A 25,477-nucleotide genomic window follows, 5' to 3' on the forward strand; every position below is an offset into this window, starting at 1 on the left:
GCCGGAGCCCGCCTGGGTTCCACCTTAATTCCAGGCGCTCACCTCGAGCCGCACCTTGCCGCTGATGCCCGGTGCCGCCGCTGCCGCGCCCAGGCTCGAAAGCGGCACGATGCACTGCTGCTTGCCATTGGCCAGTTGCGTCGAACTCATCGGCAGCGAGGCCTTGCCCGCGGTGTCGGTCTGCCAGCCGTATTTGATGTTCCAGTTCTGCGCGGGGTCGTCCGCCTGGGGCGGGGAAAGCTCGATGACCAGCGTGTCGCGGAACAGCGAACTACCCTCGTAGTGCCCGTCGAGCCAGAACTTCTTGTTGACCTGGTAGTCGGGCACGCGCACGCCGAGCGTCATGGCGTAGGCCAGCGTCGGCCGGTCCTGCTTCACGCGCGCCTTGTTGGCCAGGAACACGGTCGACAGATAGATCGACCGGCGCTCGGGCTTGCCCGGGTCGGTGAGTTCCTTGTGCGTGCGGCAGGCGGGCGAATCTTCTTCGGCCACGCGCCGGCTCAGGTACCAGCGCTTGCCGCGCGGGGCGGCGAGCAGCTCGATTTGGTAGAGCGCATCGACATCAGCGTCCTTGGGCAGGTCGGGCGGCAGGGTCACACCGTCGACGTCGAACCAGAGATCGACGCGCACGTCGCCGAACAGAAAGCGCACCAGGTTCTGGTACGCCTCCTCGGAATTGACGATGCCGAAGTAGCCTGAGTGCGACCGAAAGGCGTAGGCGGTGGCCACGGGCTTGCTGCGCTTTGCCTCGTCGATGGACCAGAGCGAGGCGTTCTCGATGCGCACCAGCCCGTCGCTGCCGTGGCCCGCGAACATGCGCGACAGGCCCTTGGCCGCTTCGTAGTCGCCGCGGTTGGAGCCCACCATGCAGAAGAAGCGCTCTGCCGGAAAGGCCGCCGCGGGCAGGAAGTCCATGCGGCCGTCGACCGGCGCCGTGTCGAGAAACTCCGACATCTTCTCGCGGTTGAAGGTGTTCATCTCGTTTGCCGTGAGCCAGCCCGGCACGTTGACGCCGCCCAGGTCGATGCCGTTGTGCGGCGTGGCATAAGTGAACACCTTGTCGACACAGGCGCGCGCCGCCGCATCGCCGAGCGTGGGGTTCTGCAGAAAGGCCCGCACGACCAGCCCGCCCATCGAATGCGCCACCAGGTAGCAGCGAAAGTCCGCCGGCGAGAAAGCGGCGCCCTCGCGCAGCGCGACCAGGTCGCGCACGCGCAGGATCAGCTTGCTCAGGCCCTGCGCATAGATCTTCACGTCGCGCGACTTGCCGTCGCCGAGCAGTTCGGAGCCGCTGTCGTAGTAGCGATAGATCACGACGGATGCGGCCGGAATGCCGTCCACGTCCTTACCGGTTTCGTCGGGCGAAGGCTTCCAGTCGTTGTCCAGGATGTCCAGGCCGTTCTGGTAGACGCTCTGGTATTGAAAGTCCGCCAGGAGCCGCACCACCGGAGATTCGAAGACGAACTTCTGCGCCGGTGCGTCCTTCTTGACGGTAGCGCGGTACACGGTCGAGCCCACATTGAAGCCGCAGAAGGGGTCGGCCGCCGTGTCGTCGCGTTCGGCCTCCGTCATGGCGTAGCCGCGCACATAGATGATGGGATAGCGGTTGCTGCTCATGGTGTGTGTCGCCTTTTCAACGGCCGCGAGGTTCGGCGCTTTTCAGTGTGCCGCGCGCCGCCGCTGCCGGCCATAGAACGCACGGCATACGACAACCGGCACGGCAATGCCCCTTTGCGCCGAATGTTTCTGCCGTTGAAACCATTGGCAACGAAGCCGCGGCTAAGCTCGCGCCGCAAACACCCGAACATCCGCATCCATGACTGACGCTGCCCGCCCCGTGTTCTCTCCGAAGCACCTCTTGAGCCGCTTTCGCAGCTACGGCACCTCGCTCTTCGCCGCAAGCTGCGCATTGGTCGCCGGCTGCGTGAGCAGCAGCGGGTGCGAGGCACGGTACGACGCATCGCCGCAGTTCAAGGGCTGCGGCTTCCAGAACCTGCCGAACCCGGAAGTCCTGCCTTCCGCCAGCGCTTGGCGAATCTGGTCGCGCTTCATCGTGGGGAGCAAGGTCGACACCGTGCCGGTCGATCCCATTCCCGTGCAGATGCTGAGCACCGCCGACCTGGATGCGCTCGACCCCAAGGCCAACCACGTGGTGCGGCTCGGGCATTCGTCGCACCTGCTCAAGCTGCAGGGCAAATATTGGTTGATCGACCCCGTGTTCAGCGAACGGGCATCGCCGTTCAGCTTCGCCGGGCCCAAGCGCTTCCACAAGCCGCCTCTCACGCTCGAGCAGTTGCCGCCCATCGAAGGGCTGATTCTTTCGCACGACCACTACGACCACCTCGACGTGGCGACCATTGAATATCTTGCGCAGCGTGTGCAGCGCTACTTCGTGCCGCTGGGCGTGCGCGCGCGCCTGCTGGGCATGGGTGTGCCGGCCGACCGTGTGACGGAGCTCGACTGGTGGCAAGGCGGCGAACACAACGGCGTGAAGCTCACCGCCACGCCCGCGCAGCACTTCTCGGGCCGCACGCTGACCGACAGGGACCGCACGCTGTGGGCCTCATGGGTAGTGCAAAGCGGCGACCAGCGCATCTTCTACAGCGGCGACTCCGGCTACTTTCCGGGCTTCAAGCAGATCGGCGAGCGCTTCGGCGGCTTCGACCTGGCACTGATGGAAAACGGCGCCTACGACGCCTACTGGCCCGCAGTGCACATGACGCCCGAGCAGAGCGTGCAAGCCTTCGAAGACCTGCGCGGCAAGGTGCTCTATTCGGTGCACAACACCACGTTCGATCTTGCCTTTCACACGTGGCACGATCCGCTGGACCGCATCGCCAACCTGTCGCAGGCCAGGAAGATCGAGCTCGCGACGCCGGTGATCGGCGAAGTGCTCACGGTGGGCAAGGCCCGCACCAACGTGCGCTGGTGGGAAGGTCTGAAGTAAGGCGCTGCCGCAGGCCTAGCCGCGTTCCTTGCGCTCGCGCGCCCGGCGCTGCTGCCGGGTTTCGTTGGCCTGCGCCGCAATGCGCTCTTTCTCCCGCTTCTTGGCCCCTCGCTTCAGGCGCATGTGGCGGCCGAACCAGAAGCTGCCAAGGCCCGTGACCACCGCGATCGCGAGGCCGATGGTGCTGATGTCGATGCCGCCCATCACAGAACCCGCACGATGCTCGTCGGCTTGAAGCCGAGGTCGGCCGCCTTGCCCTTGCGCGCGCGGCTGCCGCGCGCGTTGTTGAGCGTGCGGATCTCCAGGGTTTCGTCGCGCTCCTTGCCGCCGCGGCCAATGCCTTCGATCTTCACGCTGCGCGTGTAGGCCGCGGCGCCAGCGAGCGTGTCCTTCGCGTCGAGGTCGATCAGCGTCAAACCGCGGCCGCCCTTCGGCAGGCTCTTCAGCTCGGCGATGTCGAAGGTCAGGATGCGGCCGCCGGTGGAGGCGCAGGCCACGTGCGTGGCGGCTGGCATCGGCTCGGCGCCGCTCGCACCGCCCACCAGAGAGGGACGGCAGAGCTGCTCGCCTTCGCCCACGTCGATGAAGGCCTTGCCGCCGCGCTGGCGCGACATCATGTTTTCAACGGTGGCGATGAAGCCGTAGCCGCCGGTGTTGGCCAGCAGCACGCTCGCGCCCACCGGGCCGGCAAAGAAGTGCGTGACGTGCGTGCCGGCGTCCAGCTCGATGAGCGTGGTCACCGGCTGGCCGTCGCCGCGAGCGCCGGGCAGCGAGGCCACGGGCACGGTGTACACGCGCACGGTCTTGTCCTTGGCGCTGCCGAACACCAGCAGCGTGTCGACACTGCGGCACTCGAAGGCGCCGTAGAGTGCGTCGCCGGACTTGAAGCTGTATTCGGGCGTGGCCGAACCGTTGCCCGCCGCCTTCTCGCTGGCCCAGCCCTTCTGTGCGCGGACCCAGCCCTTTTGCGAAACGATGACCGTGACGGGTTCGTCGACCACTTTCACTTCAGCTACGGCTCGCTTCTCGGCCTGGATCAGCGTGCGGCGCGGGTCTTCGAAGGTCTTGGCGTCGGCTTCGATTTCCTTCACCAGAAGCCGGCGCAGGGCCGCGGGGCTGCCCAGGATGTCTTCGAGCTTTTTCTGCTCGTCGCGCAGGCCCTTGAGCTCCTGCTCGATCTTGATGGCTTCGAGCCGTGCGAGTTGGCGCAGGCGAATTTCAAGAATGTCTTCGGCCTGGCGCTCGCTGAGGTTGAAGCGCGCAATGAGTGCGGCCTTCGGATCTTCCGCCGCGCGGATGATGGCGATCACCTCGTCGATGTTCAGCAGCACCAGCTGCCGGCCCTCGAGAATGTGAATGCGCTCGAGCACCTTGTTCAGGCGGTGGCGCGAGCGCTTCTCGACGGTGATTTCGCGGAACGCGATCCACTCGTTGAGCATCTGGCGCAGCGACTTCTGCGTCGGCTTGCCGTCGATGCCCACCATCGTGAGATTGATCGGCGACGAGGTTTCGAGCGAGGTTTGCGCGAGCAGCGTGGTAATGAACTCTTCCTGGCTGATGCGCGAAGTCTTGGGCTCGAACACCAGGCGCACGGCGGCGTCCTTGCTCGACTCGTCGCGCACCACGTCGAGCACCGACAGCATCGCGGCCTTGAGCTGCGTCTGCTCGGCACTCAAGGCCTTCTTGCCGGCCTTCACCTTCGGGTTGGTGATTTCCTCGATTTCCTCGAGCACCTTCTGCGTGCTGACGCCCGGGGGCAGCTCGTTGACCACCAACTGCCACTGGCCGCGTGCGAGGTCTTCGATCTTCCAGCGCGCGCGCACCTTCAGCGAGCCGCGGCCGGTGCGGTAGGCATCGGCAATGTCGCCGGGGCCGCTGATGATCTGCGCGCCGCCCGGGTAGTCGGGGCCAGGCACGATCTGCAGCAGCTCTTCTTCGCTGAGCTTGCCGTTCGACTTGATCAGCGCCACGCAGGCGTCTGCAATCTCGCGCAGGTTGTGGCTCGGGATTTCGGTGGCCAGTCCCACCGCGATGCCGCTCGCGCCGTTGAGCAAGGTGAAGGGCAAGCGCGCGGGCAACAGGCGCGGCTCTTCGGTGCTGCCGTCGTAGTTGGGAATGAAGTCGACCGTGCCTTCGTCGATCTCGTCGAGCAGCAGGCTGGTGATGCGGGCCAGGCGCGCTTCGGTGTAGCGCATGGCCGCGGCGCCGTCGCCGTCGCGGCTGCCGAAGTTGCCCTGCCCGTCAACCAGCGGATAGCGCTGCGAAAAGTCTTGCGCCATGCGCACCAGCGCGTCGTACGCCGCCTGGTCGCTGTGCGGGTGGAAGCGGCCCAGCACGTCGCCAACCACGCGCGCACTCTTGACGGGCTTGGCACCCACGGTGCCGTTGGTGCCGCCAAAGCCCAGACCCATGCGCGACATCGAATAGAGAATGCGCCGCTGTACTGGCTTCTGGCCGTCGGACACATCGGGCAGCGCGCGGCCCTTGACCACGCTGAGCGCGTATTCGAGATAGGCGGTTTGCGCGTAGTCGGCAAGGGTAAGAGTGGTGTCGCCGTCGGTGGGACCCTGGAGATCGAGCGGAGGTTGGGTGTCGTCCATGGAGAAGAGAGAAAGAGAAACAGTTGCTGGCTGTGCGCTTGCGCGCTCAGCCTAGTGTGAAAGCCTCATGCACCGCGGACTGCACGGAGCCGCCGAGCACCGCGCCGCCGCCGGCCACATAGATCCAGTCGCCAATCACCGCGGCGCCGACGGCGTGGCGCGGGGTGGTCATCGGCGCATGGCGCTGCCAGGTGTCGGCCGCGGGGTCGTAGCTTTCCATCTGGCCGAACACCTTGGCTTGGCGCGGCACCCCGCCCACGAGGAACCCGCCCTCTCCGCCCATGGCGAAAAGGCGGCCCCGGTAGACCACGAGGCCGTGTCCAGAGCGCGCGGTGGGCAGCGGTGCGCGCGGCTCCCACGTGTCGCGCGCGGGCAGGTAGACGTGGTGCAGGTCGGTGTTGTATTCGAAGGTGTTGAAGCGCCCGCCAATCACGTGGATCTGGCCGCCATGCGCCACGCAGCCGACATGGTCGCGTGCGCCGGGCAGCGGCTTGCGGGCGCTCCAGCGGTCGGCTTTCGGGTCGTACACCTCGTGCCAGCCGACGCTCGCGCGCTCGGCCGCGGGCTCGGAGGCGCCGCCAATCAGGTGCAGTTGACCGTCCAGCATCACGGCGGCGGCCGCGCCGCGCGGGCGCGGCAACGGCGCGATGGCGGTCCAGCGGTTGGCCGCTATTTCGTAGACGTAGGCGTTGGTGTCGGAGCGGCGGTTCTGCTCGACGAAGCCGCCGAGTGCATAGACGCGGCCCTCGTCGGCCGCCACCGCCACATGATTGGCGCCGCGCGGCAGCGGCGCGCCATCGAGCCAGCGGTCGGCCTTCGGGTCGTAGATGTGGTGGTAGTCGCGGTTCACGGCGCCTTCGCCATAGCCGCCGACCACGTGCATGCGGCCCTGCGCCGCGGTGGCCCAGGCCATCTCGCTGCGCGGAATCGGCAGGGCTGCGCGCGGCATCCAGCGGCCGGCAGGTCCGGCCGGCGCGGGGCTGTCCGTCACGCGTTGCGCCTCCTGCTCGGGCGTCATGTGATGCGGCACGCCGCCTTGCAGCCGCGCATACGGCTCTTTCGACGAAGGCACCGCCGGCAGCGTGTCGTGCGAGGCCGCATGCTGCGCGCGCGCAGCGCCGCCCACCGCGCAAGCGGCGGTCGCAAGAACAAAGCGTCGGCGTTGCATGAAGGACTCCTCCATCGACGAATAAAAGCGGGGACTCGGCATCAGGACACCGGCGTTTCCGCGACGCCGTCCGGCACCGCCGGCTGCTCGGAAGCCTCGGGCATGGCCGGCATGCTGCTTGGCGAGTCGGACGGCATGTTGCCACGGCCCATCGCCCCGCCCTTTGGAACCACCAGTTCCATGCGGATGCGGCCCGGCGCCTTGCCGCCGCGCACGCCGCTCGCGCTGCCGCCGCCATCCGCCGCCAACGCTGCCGATGGCTTCAGGTACGCATAGAGCCGCAGCACCGTCTGCACGTAGTTCTGCGTTTCCTTGTAGTTCGGGATCTTGTTGCCCGCGCGCTGCACGGCGCCCTCGCCGGCGTTGTAGGCGGCAAGCGCCAGCTCGATCTGGCCCGGGAACATCGCGATCAGGTCGCGCAGGTAGCGGGAGCCGGCGGCAATGTTGATGCGCGGATCGAACAGCTTCTTCTCGATGGTGCCGCGCTTGTCCGCCGCAACACCGTAGCGCTGCGCGGTGGCCGGCATGAGCTGCATGAGTCCCATCGCGCCCTTGGGCGAAACGGCCTGCGCGTCGAAGCCCGATTCGGTGGCGATGAGCGCCTGCAGCAGTTCGTAGTCGATCGAATGCTTGTTCGACGCATCGCGCAGCGCGGCCTTCGCAGTCTTGTAGCTCGGCGAGGCTTCGAAGAGCGCAAGCAAGGTCTGCGATGCCGGCGGCACCTTGCCGTCGAGCTTGCGCCCGCCTCGGCCGAGCGGCGAAATTCCCTTGGCCGTGTCGAAGCTCTGCCCGCCGCGAAAGAAGAGCTGGTAGCGCTCGTCGATCTTCTCGGAGGCGAAGTGCGCAACGCCCTTGCTGTCGATGTAGCCGTAGATGTCAGCGGCGTGCGCAAGCCCCTGCTGCGTGCACAGCAGCAAGGCCAGGAGCAACGGACGCATGAAATCTGAAATTTTCACGAGGGTGGTCAAACATCGATATCGACATCGTCGGCGCGCAGTTCCATGAGTTCGCGCCGCGCGGCTGCCTCGCCCTTGCCCATGAGCTTGGTGATCTCCCCTTGGGTGGACGTGAAGTCGAAGCGCCCCAGCTGTACCTTCATGAGGCGCCGGGTATCCGGATTGAGCGTGGTTTCCCACAATTGTTCCGCGCTCATTTCGCCCAGGCCCTTGAAGCGGCTGATGCTCCAGGCGCCTTCGCGCACGCCGTCCTTGCGCAATTTGTCGAGTGTGGCGGTCAGTTCGCCTTCGTCAAGCGCATAGACCTTGGAAGCCGGCTTCTTGCCGCGCGCCGGGGCATCGACACGGAAAAGTGGCGGCTTTGCGACATACACGTGACCGGCTTCGATGAGTTTCGGAAAGTGCCGGAAAAACAGCGTGAGCAGCAGCACCTGGATGTGCGAGCCGTCCACGTCGGCATCGGAAAGGATGCAGATCTTTCCGTAGCGCAGGCCGCTCATGTCGGGCGTGTCGTTGGGGCCGTGCGGGTCGACGCCCACGGCCACCGAGATGTCGTGGATTTCGGTGTTGGCAAAGAGCCGGTCGCGCTCCACTTCCCAGGTGTTGAGCACCTTGCCGCGCAAGGGCAGGATAGCCTGGCTTTCCTTGTCGCGGCCCATCTTGGCGCTGCCGCCGGCGGAGTCGCCCTCGACGAGGAAGACTTCGTTGTGGCTCGTGTCCTTGCTTTCGCAGTCGGTCAGCTTGCCGGGCAGCACAGCCACGCCGGAGCCCTTGCGCTTTTCGACCTTCTGGCCGGCGCGCTGGCGCGTTTGCGCGGCCTTGATGGCGAGCTCGGCGAGCTTCTTGCCGTAGTCGACGTGCTGGTTGAGCCACAGCTCGAGCGCGGGGCGCACGAAGCTCGACACCAGCCGCACCGCGTCGCGCGAGTTGAGGCGTTCCTTGATCTGGCCCTGGAACTGCGGATCGAGCACCTTGGCGCTCAGCACATACGAAGCGCGTGCGAACACGTCTTCGGGCAAGAGCTTTACGCCCTTGGGCAGCAGCGAATGCAGTTCGATGAAGCCCTTCACCGCGGTGAAGAGGCCGTCGCGCAGGCCGCTTTCATGCGTGCCGCCGGCGCTGGTGGGAATGAGGTTGACGTAGCTCTCGCGTACCGGCTGGCCGTCTTCGGTGAAGGCGACGCACCAGTCGGCGCCCTCGCCTTCGGCGAAGTTGTCGGCATTCTTGTCGGCATGGCCGCTGCCTTCGAACAGCGGAATCACCGGGTCGCCGTTGAGCGTCTGCATCAGGTAGTCGCTCAGGCCGCCCTTGTAGAGCCACTGCTGGGTTTCCTTGGTCTTCTCGACCGTGAGCGTGACGCTCACGCCTGGCATGAGCACTGCCTTGCTGCGCAAGAGATGCGTGAGCTCGCTCATCGGGAGCGCGGCGGTCTCGAAATACTTGGCGTCAGGCCAGGCGCGCACGGTGGTGCCCTGCTTGCGTTCGCCGGCTTCGAGCTTGCGGATTTCGAGCGCCTCGATCACATCGCCGGCGCTGAAGGCCAGCCTGGCCACGGAGCCTTCGCGGTGCGAAGTGACTTCGAGCCGCTTCGACAGCGCATTGGTGACCGACACACCCACGCCGTGCAGGCCGCCCGAGAAGCTGTAGGCGCCGCCGGAGCCTTTGTCGAACTTGCCGCCCGCATGCAGCCGGGTGTAGACCAGCTCGATCACGGGGGCCTTTTCTTCGGGGTGCAAGCCAAAGGGAATGCCGCGGCCGTCGTCCTCGACGCTGACCGAGTTGTCGGCGTGCAGGGTGACCTTGATCTTCTTGCCGTGGCCGGCCAACGCCTCGTCGGCAGCGTTGTCCAGCACCTCCTGGATGATGTGCAGCGGGTTGTCGGTCCGGGTGTACATGCCCGGGCGCTGCTTCACGGGCTCGAGGCCCTTGAGCACGCGGATGGAACCTTCCGAGTACCCGGAGGACGCGGACGATGAACTGGGGGGAGTCTTGGGGGGAGTCGCCATGGGGGCGGATTGTAGTCAGTCGATGCGAAATGACTGGATACCCATACAGGAACACCGCCCCAGCCCGGTCGGCGGCCCACCCGCCCGGACTTACTTGTCGACGATGACCTGGCCCGCGTAGGCGAGCCAGCCCATTTCGGATCGGGCCTTCTCGGGCGCTTCGAGATTGAGAACGATGCTCCCGACCGCCAGCCCGAACGAGGGCGACATGCGCACGTACTTCGTCTCTCCGTCTGCCAGCGGCACTTCGAGCGTCTTGCGCAGGTCGCTGGTCGTGGCGGCCTGGTAGGTGCCCGCGGGACGGTCCACGAAGAAGAAGCTGCCGGGCTTCGAGGAGCCGACGCCGAATTTGTCGATGCGGACGCCAGGCTGCAGCGCTGCGCCGAAAGGACCCGCGGCACGGAAGAAATAGATGCGGCCGTTGCCCGGCTTGAGCTTGGGGATGACGTTGCCCATCTCCTGGAACTTGGGGCCGCTCGGGGTGCTGGCGCAGCCGGCAACCGCAAGCGCGAGCACCGAGAGGGCGGCGAACTTCAGGACGGTTCTTCTCATGAGTCGGGATCCTTGCAGGCAGTGGCGTGGAGGAAGCGCAAATGTAACCAATTACAAGCAAAATCCGGCAAGAGACGCGTCGCTGCTTTGATGCGTACGGCGCATCGATCTGGCCCCAACAAATCATCAATGGCCTTTGCCCCCGCGCCACCCTGCCCAAGTAGCAAATCGGTACATTCAAAGGCATGCAAGCCTCTTCCCCCACTCTCTCGGTCAAGCAGGTGCTGATCTGCGGCGCCATGATCGTCACGCTCTCGATGGGCATCCGCCACGGCTTCGGGCTCTGGCTGCAGCCCATTACTCAGGCGCAGGACTGGAGCCGCCAGACCTTCTCGTTCGCGCTTGCGGTGCAGAACCTCTCGTGGGGCATCTTCGGCGTGTTCGCGGGCATGGTGGCCGACCGCTTCGGGGCATTCCGGGTCCTTGTGGCGGGCACGGTGTTCTATGCGCTGGGCCTTTTGGGCATGGCGTATTCGCCCACCCCCTGCTGTTCACCTTGAGCGCCGGCGTGCTGATCGGCGCGGCGCAGGCGGGCACGACCTATGCCGTCGTCTATGGCGTGATCGGGCGCCAGATTCCGGCCGAGCGGCGCTCGTGGGCCATGGGCGTTGCCGCGGCCGCGGGCTCGTTCGGGCAGTTCCTGATGGCGCCGATCGAAGGCCGCTTGATCGGCCACCTGGGCTGGCAAACCGCGCTGGCGGTGGTGGCCGTGCTGGTGCTGGTGATCGTGCCGCTGGCCTTCGGCCTGCGTGAGCCGCGGCAAGGGGCCTTGGCCGGGCACCGCGAGCAATCGGTGCTGCAGGCGGTCGGCGAGGCGTTCCGCTACCCGAGCTTCGGCCTGCTGATGGCGGGTTATTTCGTATGCGGCTTCCAGCTGGCATTCATCGGCATCCACATGCCGACCTATCTGCGCGACCAGAAACTGCCGGTGGAAGTGGCCGGCTATGCGCTGGCGCTGATCGGGCTCTTCAATGTGTTCGGCACCTATACCGTGGGACTGCTGGGCCAGAAGCTGGCCAAGCGCAAGATCCTGGCGGCCATCTACTTTGCGCGGGCGGTCTCGATCGTGCTGTTTCTGCTGGTGCCGATCTCGCCGCTCAGCGTGTACGTTTTTTCGGCGGCCATGGGCTTTCTGTGGCTTTCGACGGTGCCCGCCACCAACGCGATCATTGCCGGCATCTTCGGCGTGGCGCACCTTTCGATGCTCAGCGGCTTCGTGTTCCTGAGCCACCAGGTCGGCTCGTTCATCGGCGTGTGGCTTGGCGGCTACCTGTACGACACCACCGGCAGCTACGACATCGTCTGGTACATCGCGATTGCCCTCGGCGTGTTTGCTGCGCTGATCAACCTGCCGGTCAAGGAAGGCGCCATTGCGCGGGCGGCGCGCCCGGCCGTTGTGCCGGGCTGATCCAACGGCGGACAATCGCGCCATGACTCCGCAAATGCGCCATCACCTTTCGCACGCCGGCTGGCTCGCTGCCGCAGTGGCGGTGCTGGGCGGCGTTTTCGCGCTTTACGTCCATCCGGACTTCCTGGTGACGCTGGTCGACCAGGTTTGGTCGTGCTTCTGACTGCTATGAAAGACATAGCAGCCTTGCACGGCGGACTTGCTCCGTCGGAATGGATCGTGCGGTGGTCGCACCTGCTCGTGCCCGGCAGTACCGTGCTCGACGTGGCCTGCGGCCAGGGGCGCCACATGCAGTGGTTTGCCGGGCGCGGGCATGCAGTGATGGGCGTCGACCGCTCCACCGAAGCGATTGAAGCCGCAAGCGCCTTCGGCCGCACCCTTACCGCTGACATCGAATCCGGCCCCTGGCCTTTCGCGGGCCAATCTTTCGGTGCGGTGGTCGTCACCAACTACCTGTGGCGGCCGCGCATGGCCGATATCGTGGCCGCGGTCGCGCCGGGTGGCGTGCTGCTCTACGAAACCTTTGCCGCGGGAAACGAAACGGTGGGCAAGCCCTCGCGCCCGGCCTTCCTGCTGCAGCCGGGCGAACTGCTGGCCGCCTGCCAAGAGCTGCGCGTGGTGGCCTACGAAGACGGTTTTCTTGCGGAGCCGGATCGCTTCGTGCAGCGCATTGCCGCGGTTCGTGCCGGCAGCGCCGCCTCGGGTGCGCCCGAACGCCGCCTGCTGCGGGCAAACTGACCCCGCCGGCGCGGCTGTTTCCGGGGGCGCCGGAGTAAGTAGAATCGGCGCTTTCGTCCACCGACAGAGAGATTCCCCCTTGGAGCAACTGACAGGCAGCATCGTCGCTCTCGTCACGCCGATGCACGACGACGGCAGTGTCGACTACCCCGCCCTGCGCCGGCTGATCGACTGGCACATCGACGAAGGCACCGACTGCCTTGGCGTGGTCGGCACCACCGGCGAATCGCCCACGGTAGACGTGGAAGAGCACTGCGAAATCATCCGCGTGTCGGTCGAGCAGGCCAAGGGCCGCGTGCCCGTGATGGCCGGCTGCGGCGCCAATTCGACCAAGGAAGCCATCGAGCTTGCCAAGTTCGCCAAGGGCGTGGGCGCCGATTGCCAGCTGCAGGTGGTGCCCTACTACAACAAGCCGACGCAAGAAGGCCAGTACCAGCACTTCAAGGCCATTGCCGAAGCCGTGGGCGACCTGCCCACAGTGCTTTACAACGTGCCCGGCCGCACCGTGGCCGATATGGCGCACGACACCGTTCTGCGCCTGGCCCAGGTGCCCGGCATCATCGGCATCAAGGAAGCCACCGGCAACATCGAGCGTGCCCAGTGGCTCATTCGCGACCTGCCCAAGCACTTTGCCGTGTATTCCGGCGACGACCCGACGGCGGTGGCGCTCATGCTCTGCGGCGGGCAAGGCAACATCAGCGTCACGGCCAACATTGCCCCGCGCAAGATGCACGAGCTGTGCGTTGCGGCCATTGCGGGCGACGTGCGCAAGGCGATGCAGATCCAGTTCGAGCTGATGCCGCTGCACCGCAACCTGTTCGTCGAACCGAACCCGATTCCTCTCAAGTGGGCCATGTCCAGGCTCGGCCTTTGCGGCGGCACCCTGCGCCTGCCGCTCACCGAACTGGCTGAAACGAACCAACCCGTGGTCGAGGCCGCCCTGCGCGCCTGCGGCCTGCTCAAGGGCTGAGCCCGCTTCATCCTCCCCAATACTCCCATCTCTTTTCTCCCTGCCGCATCGAGGTTACGCAACCTTTTGCCTGAACCGTGCTCAGAGAGTGCGGGCAATGCGGCCCCATAGATTGATCGAACCCATTCCAACAAGGAAGACGACGTTGAAGAACCTTTCGCACATCTCGCGATTCGCACTGCTGGCCCTCGTTGTCAGCCTCGCCGCCTGCTCCGTTCTCGAGGGCGACAAGATCGACTACAAGAGCGCCGGCAAGGCCCCCACGCTCGAAGTCCCGCCCGACCTGTCTCAGCTTTCGCGCGAGAACCGCTATGCGGTTCCGGGCGGCGCGGTCACCGCCAACGCCTACCAGGCCGGCGCAACCAATGCACCGGGCATTCCGACGGCGGTGGCCAACATCGGCGACGTGCGCATGGAACGTTCGGGCACGCAGCGCTGGATCGTCATCAACCGTACGCCCGACCAGCTCTGGGATCCGGTGAAGGACTTCTGGCAAGAGAGCGGCTTCCTGCTGACCACCGAGCAGCGCAACCTCGGCATCATGGAAACCGACTGGGCCGAAAACCGCGCCAAGCTGCCGCAGGACATCATCCGCGGCACGCTGGGCAAGTTGGTCGACTCGGTCTACTCGACCGGCGAGCTCGACCGCTTCCGCACCCGCCTGGAGCGCACGCCCAACGGCACCGAGATCTTCGTGAGCCACCGCGGCATGCAAGAGGTCTACAACAACAGCCGCCAGGACCAGACCGTGTGGCAGCCGCGCCCGAGCGACCCTGAACTCGAAACCGAGTTCCTGCGCCGCCTGATGGTCAAGCTCGGCGTTTCGCAAGAACAGTCGAAGATCCTGGCCGCCACCAGCGCACCGACCAAGACCGCCACGGTTTCCAACGCCGGCGGCCAGCCGGTGGTGCAGATCAGCGAGGGCTTCGACCGCGCATGGCGCCGCGTGGGCCTGGCGCTCGACCGCACCGGCTTCACCGTGGAAGACCGCGATCGCAGCGCCGGCATCTACTACGTGCGCTACGTGACCCCCAACGCGGACAAGAAGGAACCCGGCTTCTTCGGCAAACTGTTCGGCAGCAGCTCCAGCAAGAACGAAGCACCGATCAAGTTCCGCATTCTCGTGAAGGGCCAAGGCGAATCGACCACCGTCTCGGTGCTGAACGAATCCGGCGCACCCGAAACCTCGGCCAATGCCCAGCGCATCGTCCAGGTCATTGCAGACGACCTGAAGTAATCCGCATGCTCCGCTTCCGAAGCCTCGGCAGCGGCAGCACGGGCAACGCCGCGCTGGTCGAAGCGACCAGCGGCGGCCGCACCTCCCGGCTCCTGATCGACTGCGGCTTCGGCCTGCGGCAACTCGATCTGCGGCTTGCCAGGGCAGGTCTCGCAGCCACCGATATCGACGCGATCTTCGTCACGCACGAGCACGGCGACCACATCGGCTGTGCCCATTCGCTGTCGCGGCGCAACCGCATTCCCGTGTGGATGAGCGAAGGCACCTGGCTTGCCACCGGCGGGCGCGACTTCGAAGGCCGGCTCAACCTGGCACGCGACGACGCCGAGTTTGCGGTCGGCGACATTGCGGTGCAGCCCTTTACCGTGCCGCACGACGCGCGCGAGCCGCTGCAGCTGCGCTGCTCCGACGGCGCGCGAACGCTGGGCGTGCTCACCGACCTCGGCCATGCCACAGCCCATGTGCTCTCAAGGCTCAGCGGCGTGCACGCGCTGCTGCTCGAGTTCAACCACGACAGCGAACTGCTCGCCAATTCGGCCTATCCGGCTTTCCTGAAACTGCGTGTCGGCGGCAAGCATGGCCACCTGTCGAATGAAGCCGCCGCGGACATTGCGCGCGCGGTTCGGCACGAGGGCCTGCGCCACGTGGTTGCGGCGCACCTGAGCGAGCAGAACAACCGGCCCGACATCGTGCGGCGCCTCATGGCCGATGCGCTCGGGGGCCACGAGGCCGAGATGCTCACGGCCAGTGCATCGGAAGGTTCGCCCTGGCTGGAGGTCTGATCGTTCGCCTCTTGCCCGCTGTGGGGCACCATGCAAAAAGCCGCCGTGAGGCGGCTTTTTGCTGGGTGAATGAAAGCCCGCTGGGGCGTCGTTCGTCCTTACTGCTTCGGCGCTTCGTTCTTCTTGGCAGCCTCGGTGGCGGCATTGGCCGCATCGAGGGCAGAGGAAGCACCCGGCGAAGGCGTTGTTGCAGCCGACGGATCGGTGGTCGTCGAGGGTGCCGGAGCAGCCGCAGGCGGTGCGGGAGCCGGTTCGGTCACCGGTGCGGGCGGCGGGGTCACAACCGCCGGCGCAGCATCCTCTTTCTTTCCGCAAGCCACGAGTGCGGCAGCGGCGATCAACGAGGCCAGCAGGACGGATGACGGCTTCTTCATGGAAACTCCTTTGCAATGAATGTCTGGACTAAAAAATTCTAGACCCGCATCACTGCCCGTTTGTGTCTCGCGCCCTCATTCGCGGCATTGGCTTACAAGCCCAGTGTCGATGCCGGAAAGGCGGGCCGCCCCGCTCGCCATGACTCATCGATGGCTTCCCGCAACTCGCGCCGCGCACGCGGGTCGAAGCCGCTCACGCCGCGGCTACGCTCGGGGTCGGTGCGGTGGGCGCACCACTCGGGCGTCCATATGGCACTGGGCACCGCATTGCTGCCTTCCGCGCGCACCGCGCGGCACTCGATGATGTGATCCCACATGCGGCGCCAGGGAACGAAGCGCGCATGAATACGTTCGACTACATCGAAGCGCTGTGCCAACAGAACGAAGCGGCGGCCGGAGGCCGACCAGGCCTGAAGCGCCTCGATGCTCGCGCGCTCGCCCAGGGGCCAATCGGCGAAGTCGGGGTCGCTCAAGACCAGTTCCCTCCAGCCTTGCCGGGCTGCGGCGGAAAGCGCTGTCCGCACAAGCCCTTCGAAGGCTTCGCGGCCATCGAACCGGCCTTCGGGCAAGAGCGGCTCTGCCCCCGTCGTAGGTTCAATCGGCATGCAGCCACCCTGCCTCGCACCACTCGGCCAGCAGCGCGAGCGCGCCGCTGCTTGCGCGCGCCAGTTCGCGCGGGCCGAGCGCGCGCTGGTCCGCCAACCTGCGCATCAGCGTTGCATCGGCGCCGCCGGCGCGAAAGCTCTCACCGTTGATGTAGAGATGCCGCGCGTCGTAAAGCATGCGCGTGCGGCGGTCGAGCGCCACGCTGCGCAGCACGTTTGGCGCTTCAGTGCCCTCATCGAACCAGACATTGGCCTTGGGCTCGGTGAGCGATTCACCCAGTGCACGGTCGATGGCGTCGGGGTCGCGCAGCGCGGCATCGACGGCCTTGCGCGCAAAGGCCTGCAATGCGGCGGGCATGGCGGCCGGCGCATCGACGGCGGGCTGCGTCGGATCGCGGTAGCGCGCCAGCTCGGCGGGGCCGGCGTCTTCCAGGGCTTCCGAATAGGCCTGCGCCATGCGCGCCAGCAGGTCGGCGCCAAGCTCGCCCGCGGCGGACGACCGCAGGCCGATGGAGCAGGTCATGCAGTCGTCGCCGACGGCCGCGCCGTCGTGCGCATAGCGCGGCGGCAGATAGAGCATGTCGCCCGGCTCGAGCACAAAGCTCTGCTCGGGCTCGAATTGCTCGAGGATCTTGAGCGGCACGCCCTGCTGCAGGCGCAAGTCGCTCTGCTTGCCGATCGACCATCGCCGCGTGCCCTGCGCCTGCAGCAGAAACACGTCGTAGCTGTCGAAATGCGCGCCCACGCCGCCCTTGTCGCTGGCGTAGCTGATCATCAGGTCGTCGAGCCGCGCATCGGGCAGAAAGCGAAACTGCTGCAGCAGCGCATGCACGCCGTCGTGATGCAGGTCGACACCCTGCACCAGCAGCGTCCATTCGGGCTGCTTGAGCGGCGGCAGCGCGCGGCGTGCGAGCGGGCCGTGCTTGAGTGTCCAGCCGGTCTTGCCATGGCGGATGAGGCGCGATTCCACGTCCTCGCGCTCGGCCAGGGCAAAGAGAGCGCTGCGCTCGATCGGTGGCACCATGGCGGGTATGGCCTGGCGCACGAGCAAGGGCTTTTTCTGCCAATACCGCCGCATGAACTGCGCGGCGCTCAGGCCGCCGAGCAACGGCAGCGGTTGTGTAATCTCCATGGGAGAATTCTGCAATGGAAATCTCTGAACAATGCGTGGTCGGCCTGACCTGGACGATGAAAGACACTTTGGGCGAAGTGCTTGACGTGCTCGATGAGCCCGTGGAATTCATGGTGGGTGGCGACGACCTCTTCGACGTGATCGAAGCCGCCCTGCAGGGCCATGAGCCCGGCGCCCGGGTGCAACTGCAGCTGGAGCCCGAGCAGGGCTTCGGCGACTTCAACGACCAGTTGCTCTTTCTCGAGCCCCGTTCGCTGTTCCCTGAAGGCACCGAAGAAGGCATGACCTTCGACGGCGCCGCTCTGCCCAAGGGCGTGAGCGAAGACATGCCCAAGGACGTGATCTACACCGTGGCCGAGATCTACCCCGACCACCTGGTGCTCGACGGCAACCATCCGCTCGCGGGCATTGCGATCCGCCTCGACATCACGGTGCGTTCGGTGCGCGAAGCCACCGAAGAAGAAGTCGGCAGCGGAACGGCAGGCACGGCCTTCTTCAAGGTGCCGCCGACCGCCCCCGGCAACGATCTGCTGCACTGAAACCGGCGAACGGGAAAGCCGCTGCAGCCAACAAAAAGCCGGGCACTGCCCGGCTTTTTGCTGCTCGTGAAAGCGCCCTGGAAAAACGGCCTACATGCGCGAGAGCTGGCCGTTGTCGATGCGAACGCGGTCGCCAATGCGCAGGTCGCCCGGATGCTGCACGTCGAACGCACGATAGCCGCCGCGGTCGGTTTGCACGGAGATGCGATAGCTTTCGTAGGCGCGGGGCCCGTTGTTCTGGGCTTCGATGGTGTTGCCCAGGAGCGCACCGCCCACAATGCCCAGGGCGGTGGCTGCGGCGCGGCCACTGCCATGGCCAAACTGATTGCCCACCACACCGCCGACGACACCGCCTGCCACCGCGCCACCGCCGGTGGTGCCGGTGCCCAGGTTTCGCTGCGCAGCACTTCGATGTTGGCCACATGGCCGTATTCGACGTACGCCGCTTCCTGGTACGGAACGGCCTGCGGCGGTGCCTGGTAGGGATAGCGCGTCGTGTGATAGACCGGCGCGGGAGCGACGCAGGCCGTGAGCGTGGCAAGTGCCAGCACGGAAGCGCCGATGGAAACGAAGCGCGTTGAGATTTTCATGTTGATGGCTCCTCGGAAATAGCCGGTGCATCCGAATGCACCCAGCCTAAGCTTGTGTTTAACGCCTTTCCCGCAAGCGGGATGACGCCCGACACACACCGGCATGTAGGAGCGCACCGCGAGCTGGTGGGTTCCGATCTTTACTGGCCCGATACGATCCGGGCTACGAGGGAGTGGCCAGCAAGGCTGTCAGTGCTTGCCGGTCGACCCATAGCCGCCTTCGCCGCGTTGCGAGGCTGCAAATTCTGTGACCACGCGAAACTGCGCCTGTACCACCGGCACGATCACGAGCTGCGCGAGCCGCTCCATCGGCTGCAGCACAAAAGGCGTGTCACTGCGGTTCCAGGCGCTGATCTTCAGCTCGCCCTGGTAGTCGCTGTCGATCAGGCCCACGAGGTTGCCCAGCACGATGCCGTGCTTGTGGCCGAGGCCCGAGCGCGGAAGGATCAGCGCGGCATAGGCTGGGTCGGCCAGGTGGATCGCGATGCCCGTGCCCACGAGCTGCCAGGCGTTGGGCTCCAGCGTGATCGGCGCATCGAGGCAGGCCCTGAGATCGAGCCCTGCGCTGCCGGGCGTGGCATAGGCGGGCAATTGATCCACCATGCGTGGATCGAGGATACGAACGTCTACTTTCACTTCTACTTGCCTTGCTTTTGTTGCTGTTCTCTTTGCTTGCGGGCGGCTTCCTCGAGCACCTGCTGCCACTTGGCGACGCCGGGCGTGAGCTTCAGGCCCTTGAACTTGCTGAAGAGCCAGAACGCAGCCCCTGCCAGCAAGACCAGCGCGAAAAACGGCACGCCGGCCGACCACAGCACCAGGAGCACCAGCCCGCCCACCGCGGCCATGACCTTGAGCGCGCCGGGCGTGAACGCCCCGGCCGGCGCGGCGGTGTCTTCGTTCGAAGCCGACCGCCGCTGCGCCGCCGCGGTGCCCTGCGCGCCCGGCGCGGGCGTGATGCCGACGTCCAGCCCATGGTCGCCGTCGTGCGCGGCCCGCTTGGGCAATGCGGCCTGGGCCGACAGCCGTTCCACGTAGCTGGCGAAATCGCCGTTCGGCGGCGTGTTCCATTGGGGATTCATCAGACTCTCCAGTCGGGCAGGCGTGCGGCAATCTCGGTCATGAGTTCGCGCGCCAGGGTGAGCTTGGGTGCGCGCGGCAACTCGCGGGTGCCGTTGGCATCCACCAGCAGCAGCGCATTGTCGTCCTGGCCGAAGGTCAGCGGGCCGATGTTGCCGACCAGGAGCGGAATTCCCTTGCGCTGGCGCTTGGCCTTGGCGTGCTCGGCCAGGTTCTCGCTTTCGGCCGCGAACCCCACGCAGAACAGCTTGCGGGACTGCGCGCGCTCGCTCTTCGCCACCGCAAGGAGGATGTCGGCGTTCTCGACGAAATTCAGCACGGGCGTCTTGCCGCTGCCGTCCTTCTTGATCTTTTGTTCGCTGTGCGTCGCCGGGCGCCAGTCCGCGACGGCGGCGGTTGCTACGAAAATGCTAGCAGACTGCGCCGCATGCAGGGTCGCTTCGAGCATGTCCTGCGCCGAAAGCACGTCGATGCGACTCACCCCGCGCGGGGTCGGCAAATGCACCGGGCCGGCCACCAGCGTGACTTCGGCTCCGGCCTCGTGCGCCGCGCGCGCAATGGCAAAACCCATCTTGCCCGACGAATGATTGGTAATGCCGCGTATCGGATCGAGCGGCTCGAAGGTGGGGCCCGCGGTCACGAGCAGCTTCTGGCCCGCAAGAAGCTTGGGCGCGAAGAAGGCGGTGATGTCTTCGAGCAGCTGCGCCGGCTCCAGCATGCGGCCGTCGCCCGTCTCGCCGCAGGCCTGCCAGCCGCTGCCCACGCCGAGCACTGTGGCACCGTCGGCCGCCACCTGCATCAGGTTGCGCTGGGTGGCGGGGTGCGCCCACATTTCGCGATTCATGGCCGGCGCAATCAAAAGCGGCACCCGGTCCATCGGGCGGGCCAGGCACATCAGGCTCAGCAGGTCGTCGGCCCTGCCCTGCACGAGCCGCGCAATGAAGTCGGCGCTGCAGGGCGCGAGCACGATGGCATCGGCCTCGCGGCTCAGGTTGATGTGCGGCATGCTGTTGGGCTCGCGCGTGTCCCACTGCGAGGTGTAGACCGTTCGCCCAGAAAGCGCCTGCATCGTGACCGGCGTGATGAACTGCTCGGCCGCCTCGGTCATCACGACCTGGACGGTGGCGCCCGCCTTCACGAACAGGCGGCACAGCTCCGCCGACTTGTAGCAGGCGATACCACCGGTAAGGCCCAGGACGATGTGTTTGCCGGCGAGATCTTGCATGAGTCATATTGTTGCTCACATACCGACAAGATCAGGAATGGGATGGCCCTCGTCCGAAGGGACGCAAAGGGGACACCTATAATCGGAATTTCCCACTGCCCGGATCTATGGTCCGGAACTGGCATGACCAAATTTGTCTTCGTCACCGGTGGTGTCGTATCTTCCCTTGGCAAGGGAATCGCCTCCGCCTCCCTCGCCGCGATCCTCGAATCGCGCGGCCTCAAGGTCACCCTCATCAAGCTCGATCCGTACATCAATGTCGATCCCGGCACGATGTCACCGTTCCAGCATGGCGAAGTGTTCGTTACCGACGACGGCGCCGAAACCGACCTCGACCTCGGCCACTACGAGCGCTTCATCACCACGCGGATGCGCAAGGCCAACAACTTCACGACCGGCCAGATCTACAAGACCGTGCTCGAGAAAGAGCGCCGCGGCGACTACCTCGGCAAGACGGTACAGGTGATCCCGCACATCACCAACGAGATCCAGGAATACATCAAGCGCGGCGCCGGCCTCGGCACCCCGCATGAGGTCGACGTGGCCATCGTCGAAATCGGCGGCACCGTGGGCGACATCGAATCGCTGCCCTTCCTGGAGGCCGTGCGCCAGATGAGCCTGCGCATGGGCCCGAACAACTCGGCCTTCGTGCACCTGAGCTACGTGCCCTGGATTGCCGCCGCCGGCGAGCTCAAGACCAAGCCCACGCAGCACACTGCCAAGGAGCTGCGCGCCATCGGTATCCAGGCCGATGCGCTGCTGTGCCGCGCCGACCGCCCGATTCCCGACGACGAGCGCGCCAAGATCTCGCTGTTCTCGAACGTACCCGAATGGGGCGTGATCTCGATGTGGGACGTGGACACCATCTACAAGGTGCCGCGCATGCTGCACGAGCAGGGCCTCGATGGCCTCATTTGCGACAAGCTGCGCATCAACACGCCGCCGGCCAAGCTCAACCGCTGGGACGAGCTGGTCTACGAAGTCGAGCATCCGCAGCAGGAAGTGAGCATTGCGATGGTCGGCAAGTACGTCGACCTGTCGGACAGCTACAAGTCGCTGAACGAAGCACTGCGCCACGCAGGCATGAAGAACCATGCGCGCGTGAAGATCGACTACATCGACTCCGAAACCATTTCGCCGCAAGACGTTTCGCGCCTTGCCAAGTACGACGCCATCCTGGTGCCAGGCGGTTTTGGCCAGCGCGGCGTCGAGGGCAAGATCTCGGCCGCCCGCTTTGCGCGCGAAGGCAAGGTGCCCTACCTCGGCATCTGCCTGGGCATGCAGGTGGCCACCATCGAATACGCCCGCCACGTGGCGGGCCTGAAGAACGCCAACAGCACCGAATTCGACCCCGAGACGCCCTGCCCCGTGATCGCGCTGATCACCGAGTGGAAGGACGCCGACGGCACCGTGAAGACGCGCAACGAGAAGTCCGACCTCGGCGGCACCATGCGCCTGGGCGCGCAAAGCTCAGACGTTTCGGCCGGCACGCTGGCCCACAGCATCTACGGCGACGTGGTGACCGAGCGCCACCGCCATCGCTACGAAGCCAACGTCAACTACCTGGACGAACTGCGCGCCGCGGGCCTGGTGATTTCCGCGCTCACGCAGCGCGAGCACCTGACCGAAATCGTCGAGCTGCCGCAAGACGTGCATCCCTGGTACATGGGCGTGCAGTTCCACCCCGAATTCAAGTCGACCCCGTGGAGCGGCCATCCGCTCTTCAACGCCTTCATCAAGGCGGCGCTCGACCACAAGGCCCGCAGCGCGGGCGGTACCAAAAACCTGAAGGCAGTCGCATGAAACTCTGCGGATTCGACATCGGGCTGGACCAGCCCTTCTTCCTGATCGCCGGCCCCTGCGTGGTCGAATCCGAGCAACTGCAGATGGACACCGCCGGCACGCTGAAGGAAATCACTTCCTCGCTCGGCATTCCGTTCATCTTCAAGAGCAGCTTCGACAAGGCCAATCGGTCTTCGGGCACCAGCTTCCGCGGCCCGGGCCGCGAAAAGGGCCTGGAAATTCTTGCCAAGGTGAAGCGCGAACTCGGCCTGCCCGTGCTGACCGACGTGCACACCGAAGACGACATCACCGAGGCCGCCAAGGTGGTCGATGTGCTGCAGACCCCCGCCTTCCTGTGCCGCCAGACCGACTTCATTCGCGCGGTGGCGCAGTCGGGCAAGCCGGTGAACATCAAGAAGGGCCAGTTCCTTGCGCCGCACGACATGAAGAACGTGATCGACAAGGCGCGCGCGGCCGCCAAGGAAGCGGGCCTGCCCGAAGACAGCTTCATGGCCTGCGAGCGCGGCGCGAGCTTTGGTTACAACAACCTGGTGTCGGATATGCGTTCCCTCGCCATCATGCGCGAGACTGGCGCCCCCGTGGTGTTCGACGCCACGCACTCGGTGCAATTGCCGGGCGGCCAGGGCACGAGCTCGGGCGGCCAGCGCGAAATGGTGCCGGTGCTGTCGCGCGCGGCGGTGGCCGTGGGCGTGGCCGGCCTCTTCATGGAGACGCACCCCGATCCGGCCAAGGCACTGAGCGACGGCCCCAACGCCGTGCCGCTCAAGCACATGAAGGCCCTGCTCGAAACCCTGCTGGCGCTCGACCGGGTCACCAAGAAAAACGCATTTCTAGAGGATGTCTTTCAATCATGAGCAGTGGTTATGTCATCGCCCACGTCGAGGTCACCAACCCGGCGCAGTACGAGGAATACAAGAAATGGTCGAGTGCCGCCATGCAGGCGCACGGTGCCGAAGTGTGCGTGCGCGGCGGCCAGGTCGAAGTGCTCGAGGGCGACTGGTCGCCTTCGCGCATCGTCATCCTCAAGTTCCCCAGCTTCGAGAAGGCCAAGGCTTTCTATGAAACACCCGAATACCTGAAGGCCCGCGAAGCGCGCGCCGGTGCCGCCGTCATGCGCATGGTCGCGGTCGAAGGCGTTTGATCATCTGAATTCGAGACTGCAAAGAAAGAGAAACGCATGAGTGCAATCGTAGACATCGTCGGCCGCGAAATCCTCGACAGCCGAGGCAACCCCACAGTCGAGTGCGACGTGCTGCTCGAATCCGGCACCATGGGCCGCGCAGCCGTGCCCTCGGGCGCATCGACCGGTTCGCGCGAAGCCATCGAGCTGCGCGACGGCGACAAGAAGCGCTATCTCGGCAAGGGCGTGCTCAAGGCGGTGGAGAACATCAACACCGAGATCTCGGAATCCGTGCTCGGCCTCGACGCGAGCGAACAGGCATTCCTCGACCGCACGATGATCGACCTGGACGGCACCGACAACAAGGGCCGCCTGGGCGCCAATGCGACCCTCGCCGTTTCGATGGCCGTGGCACGCGCCGCGGCCGAAGAGTCGGGCCTGCCGCTGTACCGCTATTTCGGCGGCATGGGCGGCATGCAGCTGCCGGTGCCGATGATGAACGTCATCAACGGCGGCGCGCACGCCAACAACAGCCTCGACCTGCAAGAGTTCATGATCATCCCCGTGGGCGCCCCGAGCTTCCGCGAAGCCGTGCGTTACGGCGCCGAGGTGTTCCATGCGCTCAAGAAGATCCTGGGCGATCGCGGCATCAGCACGGCGGTCGGCGACGAAGGCGGTTTCGCGCCCAGCGTCGAAAGCCATGAAGCGGCCATCCAGCTGATTCTCGAAGCCATCGACAAGGCCGGCTTCGTGGCGGGCGAGCAGATTGCACTCGGCCTCGACTGCGCAGCCAGCGAGTTCTACAAGGACGGCAACTACGTGCTCTCCGGCGAGAACCTCACGCTGTCGGCCGGGAACTGGGCCGACATGCTGGCCACCTGGGTCGACAAGTACCCGATCATCAGCATTGAAGACGGCATGCACGAAGGCGACTGGGACGGCTGGAAGCTGCTCACCGAGCGCCTCGGCAAGCGCGTGCAGCTGGTGGGCGACGACCTGTTCGTCACCAACACCAAGATCCTGCAGGAAGGCATCGACAAGGGCATTGCCAACTCGATCCTTATCAAGATCAACCAGATCGGCACGCTGACCGAAACCTTCGCCGCCATCGAGATGGCCAAGCGCGCGGGCTACACGGCCGTCATTTCGCACCGCTCGGGCGAAACCGAGGACAGCACCATCGCCGACATCGCGGTGGGCACCAACGCGGGCCAGATCAAGACCGGTTCGCTCTCGCGCTCCGACCGCATCGCCAAGTACAACCAGCTGCTGCGCATCGAGGAAGACCTCGGTGACATCGCCAGCTACCCTGGCCGCGGCGCGTTCTACAACCTGAAGTAGCGCTCGGCACCGGCGGCATGCGCTCGCGCCTCGTTCCACCCATCGTGCTGTTGCTGCTGCTGGTTATCCTGCAGTGGCAGCTGTGGAACGGGCGCGGCAGCGTGCGCGATGTGTCGCAGCTCCAGACCAAGCTGGCCGCGCAGAAAGAGGCCAATGCCAAGGCCGCCGTCACCAACGAGCGGCTGGCTTCGGAGGTCAACGACCTCAAGGTGGGGCTCGAAATGGTCGAGGAGCGTGCCCGGCAGGAACTGGGCATGGTCAAGCCCAACGAAGTGTTCGTTCAAGTCACACACTGATCGAAACGGCA

At 65.8% G+C, this 25,477-nt stretch carries 25 protein-coding genes and 2 pseudogenes; 13 read left to right on the forward strand and 14 right to left on the reverse strand.

Translation table 11 applies throughout. From position 1 onward, the window contains the following. Nucleotides 1-24: 24 nt before the first annotated feature. Complete coding sequence (locus tag M0765_RS28060; protein ID WP_258507776.1) at nucleotides 25-1,617, reverse strand: hypothetical protein; 1,593 nt, start codon at nucleotides 1,615-1,617, stop codon at nucleotides 25-27. A 199-nt stretch (nucleotides 1,618-1,816) separates the two neighbouring features. On the opposite strand from M0765_RS28060, the gene M0765_RS28065 reads away from it, so the two are divergent. Beyond that, the gene (locus M0765_RS28065) at nucleotides 1,817-2,947 is read left to right on the forward strand and encodes an MBL fold metallo-hydrolase (protein ID WP_258507778.1); all 1,131 of its coding nucleotides are present in this window, start codon (nucleotides 1,817-1,819) and stop codon (nucleotides 2,945-2,947) included. A 15-nt stretch (nucleotides 2,948-2,962) separates the two neighbouring features. Here the strand turns inward: M0765_RS28065 and M0765_RS28070 are convergent, their stop codons facing one another. From M0765_RS28070 to M0765_RS28095, 6 genes are all read right to left on the reverse strand, one after another. After that, nucleotides 2,963-3,151 (reverse strand): hypothetical protein, encoded by a 189-nt coding sequence (locus tag M0765_RS28070; RefSeq protein ID WP_157614670.1) that lies wholly within the window; start codon nucleotides 3,149-3,151, stop codon nucleotides 2,963-2,965. After that, the gene (parC, locus tag M0765_RS28075) at nucleotides 3,151-5,547 is read right to left on the reverse strand and encodes a DNA topoisomerase IV subunit A (RefSeq protein WP_258507780.1); all 2,397 of its coding nucleotides are present in this window, start codon (nucleotides 5,545-5,547) and stop codon (nucleotides 3,151-3,153) included. The genes M0765_RS28070 and parC overlap by 1 nt, the downstream gene beginning before the upstream one ends. 46 nt (nucleotides 5,548-5,593) lie before the next feature. Beyond that, the gene (locus M0765_RS28080; protein WP_258507781.1) at nucleotides 5,594-6,715 is read right to left on the reverse strand and encodes a Kelch repeat-containing protein; all 1,122 of its coding nucleotides are present in this window, start codon (nucleotides 6,713-6,715) and stop codon (nucleotides 5,594-5,596) included. A 41-nt stretch (nucleotides 6,716-6,756) separates the two neighbouring features. Continuing rightward, nucleotides 6,757-7,653 (reverse strand): lytic transglycosylase domain-containing protein, encoded by an 897-nt coding sequence (locus tag M0765_RS28085; protein ID WP_258507783.1) that lies wholly within the window; start codon nucleotides 7,651-7,653, stop codon nucleotides 6,757-6,759. A 26-nt stretch (nucleotides 7,654-7,679) separates the two neighbouring features. Continuing rightward, nucleotides 7,680-9,677 (reverse strand): DNA topoisomerase IV subunit B, encoded by a 1,998-nt coding sequence (locus M0765_RS28090; protein ID WP_258507784.1) that lies wholly within the window; start codon nucleotides 9,675-9,677, stop codon nucleotides 7,680-7,682. A gap of 90 nt (nucleotides 9,678-9,767) precedes the next feature. Then, nucleotides 9,768-10,229, reverse strand: coding sequence for a DUF2846 domain-containing protein (locus tag M0765_RS28095; RefSeq protein ID WP_258507785.1), 462 nt, complete (start codon nucleotides 10,227-10,229; stop codon nucleotides 9,768-9,770). A gap of 185 nt (nucleotides 10,230-10,414) precedes the next feature. Between M0765_RS28095 and M0765_RS28100 the strand changes: the two are divergent. The 6 genes and pseudogenes from M0765_RS28100 to M0765_RS28125 all read left to right on the forward strand — a co-directional run bounded on the left by M0765_RS28100 (nucleotide 10,415) and on the right by M0765_RS28125 (nucleotide 15,364). After that, nucleotides 10,415-11,637 (forward strand): annotated as a pseudogene (locus tag M0765_RS28100) (MFS transporter). A 22-nt stretch (nucleotides 11,638-11,659) separates the two neighbouring features. Continuing rightward, complete coding sequence (locus M0765_RS28105) at nucleotides 11,660-11,800, forward strand: hypothetical protein (RefSeq protein WP_165442097.1); 141 nt, start codon at nucleotides 11,660-11,662, stop codon at nucleotides 11,798-11,800. Between the two features lie 5 nt (nucleotides 11,801-11,805). Beyond that, nucleotides 11,806-12,375: a class I SAM-dependent methyltransferase gene (locus M0765_RS28110; RefSeq protein WP_258507787.1), complete on the forward strand. Its 570-nt coding sequence runs from the start codon at nucleotides 11,806-11,808 to the stop codon at nucleotides 12,373-12,375. Nucleotides 12,376-12,418: 43 nt separating this feature from the next. Beyond that, a complete protein-coding gene (dapA, locus tag M0765_RS28115) occupies nucleotides 12,419-13,345 on the forward strand; it encodes a 4-hydroxy-tetrahydrodipicolinate synthase (RefSeq protein WP_443098559.1) in 927 nt (308 codons plus the stop codon). A 145-nt stretch (nucleotides 13,346-13,490) separates the two neighbouring features. After that, on the forward strand, nucleotides 13,491-14,582 hold the full coding sequence (gene bamC / locus M0765_RS28120; protein ID WP_258507788.1) for an outer membrane protein assembly factor BamC: 1,092 nt from the start codon (nucleotides 13,491-13,493) through the stop codon (nucleotides 14,580-14,582). Nucleotides 14,583-14,587: 5 nt separating this feature from the next. Further along, entirely contained in the window at nucleotides 14,588-15,364 is a 777-nt protein-coding gene (locus tag M0765_RS28125) for an MBL fold metallo-hydrolase (protein WP_258507789.1), read from the forward strand. A gap of 98 nt (nucleotides 15,365-15,462) precedes the next feature. On the opposite strand, the gene M0765_RS28130 is transcribed toward M0765_RS28125, so the two are convergent. From M0765_RS28130 to M0765_RS28140, 3 genes are all read right to left on the reverse strand, one after another. Further along, entirely contained in the window at nucleotides 15,463-15,738 is a 276-nt protein-coding gene (locus M0765_RS28130; RefSeq protein ID WP_157614681.1) for a hypothetical protein, read from the reverse strand. A 92-nt stretch (nucleotides 15,739-15,830) separates the two neighbouring features. After that, nucleotides 15,831-16,343: a hypothetical protein gene (locus M0765_RS28135; protein ID WP_258507790.1), complete on the reverse strand. Its 513-nt coding sequence runs from the start codon at nucleotides 16,341-16,343 to the stop codon at nucleotides 15,831-15,833. Then, nucleotides 16,333-17,475, reverse strand: coding sequence for a JmjC domain-containing protein (locus M0765_RS28140; RefSeq protein WP_258507791.1), 1,143 nt, complete (start codon nucleotides 17,473-17,475; stop codon nucleotides 16,333-16,335). Before M0765_RS28140 ends, M0765_RS28135 begins: the two co-directional genes overlap by 11 nt. 14 nt (nucleotides 17,476-17,489) lie before the next feature. On the opposite strand from M0765_RS28140, the gene M0765_RS28145 reads away from it, so the two are divergent. After that, on the forward strand, nucleotides 17,490-18,014 hold the full coding sequence (locus tag M0765_RS28145; protein ID WP_258507792.1) for an FKBP-type peptidyl-prolyl cis-trans isomerase: 525 nt from the start codon (nucleotides 17,490-17,492) through the stop codon (nucleotides 18,012-18,014). Nucleotides 18,015-18,104: 90 nt separating this feature from the next. Here the strand turns inward: M0765_RS28145 and M0765_RS28150 are convergent. The 4 genes and pseudogenes from M0765_RS28150 to coaBC all read right to left on the reverse strand — a co-directional run bounded on the left by M0765_RS28150 (nucleotide 18,105) and on the right by coaBC (nucleotide 20,906). Further along, a pseudogene (locus M0765_RS28150) lies at nucleotides 18,105-18,604 on the reverse strand (glycine zipper 2TM domain-containing protein). Nucleotides 18,605-18,793: 189 nt separating this feature from the next. Continuing rightward, nucleotides 18,794-19,240 (reverse strand): dUTP diphosphatase, encoded by a 447-nt coding sequence (gene dut / locus M0765_RS28155; RefSeq protein ID WP_021008098.1) that lies wholly within the window; start codon nucleotides 19,238-19,240, stop codon nucleotides 18,794-18,796. 2 nt (nucleotides 19,241-19,242) lie between these two features. Then, on the reverse strand, nucleotides 19,243-19,683 hold the full coding sequence (locus M0765_RS28160; RefSeq protein ID WP_258507795.1) for a hypothetical protein: 441 nt from the start codon (nucleotides 19,681-19,683) through the stop codon (nucleotides 19,243-19,245). Next, nucleotides 19,683-20,906, reverse strand: a complete 1,224-nt coding sequence (gene coaBC, locus M0765_RS28165) for a bifunctional phosphopantothenoylcysteine decarboxylase/phosphopantothenate--cysteine ligase CoaBC (protein ID WP_258507803.1) — start codon at nucleotides 20,904-20,906, stop codon at nucleotides 19,683-19,685. The genes M0765_RS28160 and coaBC overlap by 1 nt, the downstream gene beginning before the upstream one ends. Nucleotides 20,907-21,029: 123 nt before the next feature. Between coaBC and M0765_RS28170 the strand changes: the two genes are divergently transcribed. Genes M0765_RS28170 through ftsB form a run of 5 tightly spaced genes read left to right on the forward strand, consistent with a single transcriptional unit; the run spans nucleotide 21,030 to nucleotide 25,466 of the window. Next, nucleotides 21,030-22,709 carry a CTP synthase gene (locus M0765_RS28170; protein ID WP_157614687.1) on the forward strand — a complete coding sequence of 560 codons (1,680 nt, stop codon included), beginning with the start codon at nucleotides 21,030-21,032 and terminating at the stop codon, nucleotides 22,707-22,709. Next, complete coding sequence (kdsA, locus tag M0765_RS28175; protein WP_258507805.1) at nucleotides 22,706-23,563, forward strand: 3-deoxy-8-phosphooctulonate synthase; 858 nt, start codon at nucleotides 22,706-22,708, stop codon at nucleotides 23,561-23,563. The genes M0765_RS28170 and kdsA overlap by 4 nt, the downstream gene beginning before the upstream one ends. Next, nucleotides 23,560-23,850, forward strand: coding sequence for a DUF1330 domain-containing protein (locus M0765_RS28180; RefSeq protein WP_258507807.1), 291 nt, complete (start codon nucleotides 23,560-23,562; stop codon nucleotides 23,848-23,850). The genes kdsA and M0765_RS28180 overlap by 4 nt, the downstream gene beginning before the upstream one ends. A 36-nt stretch (nucleotides 23,851-23,886) precedes the next feature. Next, on the forward strand, nucleotides 23,887-25,170 hold the full coding sequence (eno, locus tag M0765_RS28185; RefSeq protein ID WP_012748543.1) for a phosphopyruvate hydratase: 1,284 nt from the start codon (nucleotides 23,887-23,889) through the stop codon (nucleotides 25,168-25,170). A 17-nt stretch (nucleotides 25,171-25,187) separates the two neighbouring features. Beyond that, nucleotides 25,188-25,466, forward strand: a complete 279-nt coding sequence (ftsB, locus tag M0765_RS28190) for a cell division protein FtsB (protein WP_126748976.1) — start codon at nucleotides 25,188-25,190, stop codon at nucleotides 25,464-25,466. Nucleotides 25,467-25,477: the final 11 nt, after the last annotated feature.

It is taken from the genome of Variovorax sp. S12S4 (assembly GCF_023195515.1).
Taxonomy (GTDB): Bacteria; Pseudomonadota; Gammaproteobacteria; order Burkholderiales; family Burkholderiaceae_C; genus Variovorax.

Coding starts and splice junctions, on each gene's coding strand:
- M0765_RS28060 (WP_258507776.1), bottom strand. CDS start 1,617: ATGAGCAGCAACCGCTATCCCATCATCTATGTGCGCGGCTACGCCATG.
- M0765_RS28065 (WP_258507778.1), top strand. CDS start 1,817: ATGACTGACGCTGCCCGCCCCGTGTTCTCTCCGAAGCACCTCTTGAGC.
- M0765_RS28070 (WP_157614670.1), bottom strand. CDS start 3,151: ATGGGCGGCATCGACATCAGCACCATCGGCCTCGCGATCGCGGTGGTC.
- parC (WP_258507780.1), bottom strand. CDS start 5,547: ATGGACGACACCCAACCTCCGCTCGATCTCCAGGGTCCCACCGACGGC.
- M0765_RS28080 (WP_258507781.1), bottom strand. CDS start 6,715: ATGCAACGCCGACGCTTTGTTCTTGCGACCGCCGCTTGCGCGGTGGGC.
- M0765_RS28085 (WP_258507783.1), bottom strand. CDS start 7,653: ATGCGTCCGTTGCTCCTGGCCTTGCTGCTGTGCACGCAGCAGGGGCTT.
- M0765_RS28090 (WP_258507784.1), bottom strand. CDS start 9,677: ATGGCGACTCCCCCCAAGACTCCCCCCAGTTCATCGTCCGCGTCCTCC.
- M0765_RS28095 (WP_258507785.1), bottom strand. CDS start 10,229: ATGAGAAGAACCGTCCTGAAGTTCGCCGCCCTCTCGGTGCTCGCGCTT.
- M0765_RS28105 (WP_165442097.1), top strand. CDS start 11,660: ATGACTCCGCAAATGCGCCATCACCTTTCGCACGCCGGCTGGCTCGCT.
- M0765_RS28110 (WP_258507787.1), top strand. CDS start 11,806: ATGAAAGACATAGCAGCCTTGCACGGCGGACTTGCTCCGTCGGAATGG.
- M0765_RS28125 (WP_258507789.1), top strand. CDS start 14,588: ATGCTCCGCTTCCGAAGCCTCGGCAGCGGCAGCACGGGCAACGCCGCG.
- M0765_RS28130 (WP_157614681.1), bottom strand. CDS start 15,738: ATGAAGAAGCCGTCATCCGTCCTGCTGGCCTCGTTGATCGCCGCTGCC.
- M0765_RS28135 (WP_258507790.1), bottom strand. CDS start 16,343: ATGCCGATTGAACCTACGACGGGGGCAGAGCCGCTCTTGCCCGAAGGC.
- M0765_RS28140 (WP_258507791.1), bottom strand. CDS start 17,475: ATGGAGATTACACAACCGCTGCCGTTGCTCGGCGGCCTGAGCGCCGCG.
- M0765_RS28145 (WP_258507792.1), top strand. CDS start 17,490: ATGGAAATCTCTGAACAATGCGTGGTCGGCCTGACCTGGACGATGAAA.
- M0765_RS28160 (WP_258507795.1), bottom strand. CDS start 19,683: ATGAATCCCCAATGGAACACGCCGCCGAACGGCGATTTCGCCAGCTAC.
- coaBC (WP_258507803.1), bottom strand. CDS start 20,906: ATGCAAGATCTCGCCGGCAAACACATCGTCCTGGGCCTTACCGGTGGT.
- M0765_RS28170 (WP_157614687.1), top strand. CDS start 21,030: ATGACCAAATTTGTCTTCGTCACCGGTGGTGTCGTATCTTCCCTTGGC.
- kdsA (WP_258507805.1), top strand. CDS start 22,706: ATGAAACTCTGCGGATTCGACATCGGGCTGGACCAGCCCTTCTTCCTG.
- M0765_RS28180 (WP_258507807.1), top strand. CDS start 23,560: ATGAGCAGTGGTTATGTCATCGCCCACGTCGAGGTCACCAACCCGGCG.
- eno (WP_012748543.1), top strand. CDS start 23,887: ATGAGTGCAATCGTAGACATCGTCGGCCGCGAAATCCTCGACAGCCGA.
- ftsB (WP_126748976.1), top strand. CDS start 25,188: ATGCGCTCGCGCCTCGTTCCACCCATCGTGCTGTTGCTGCTGCTGGTT.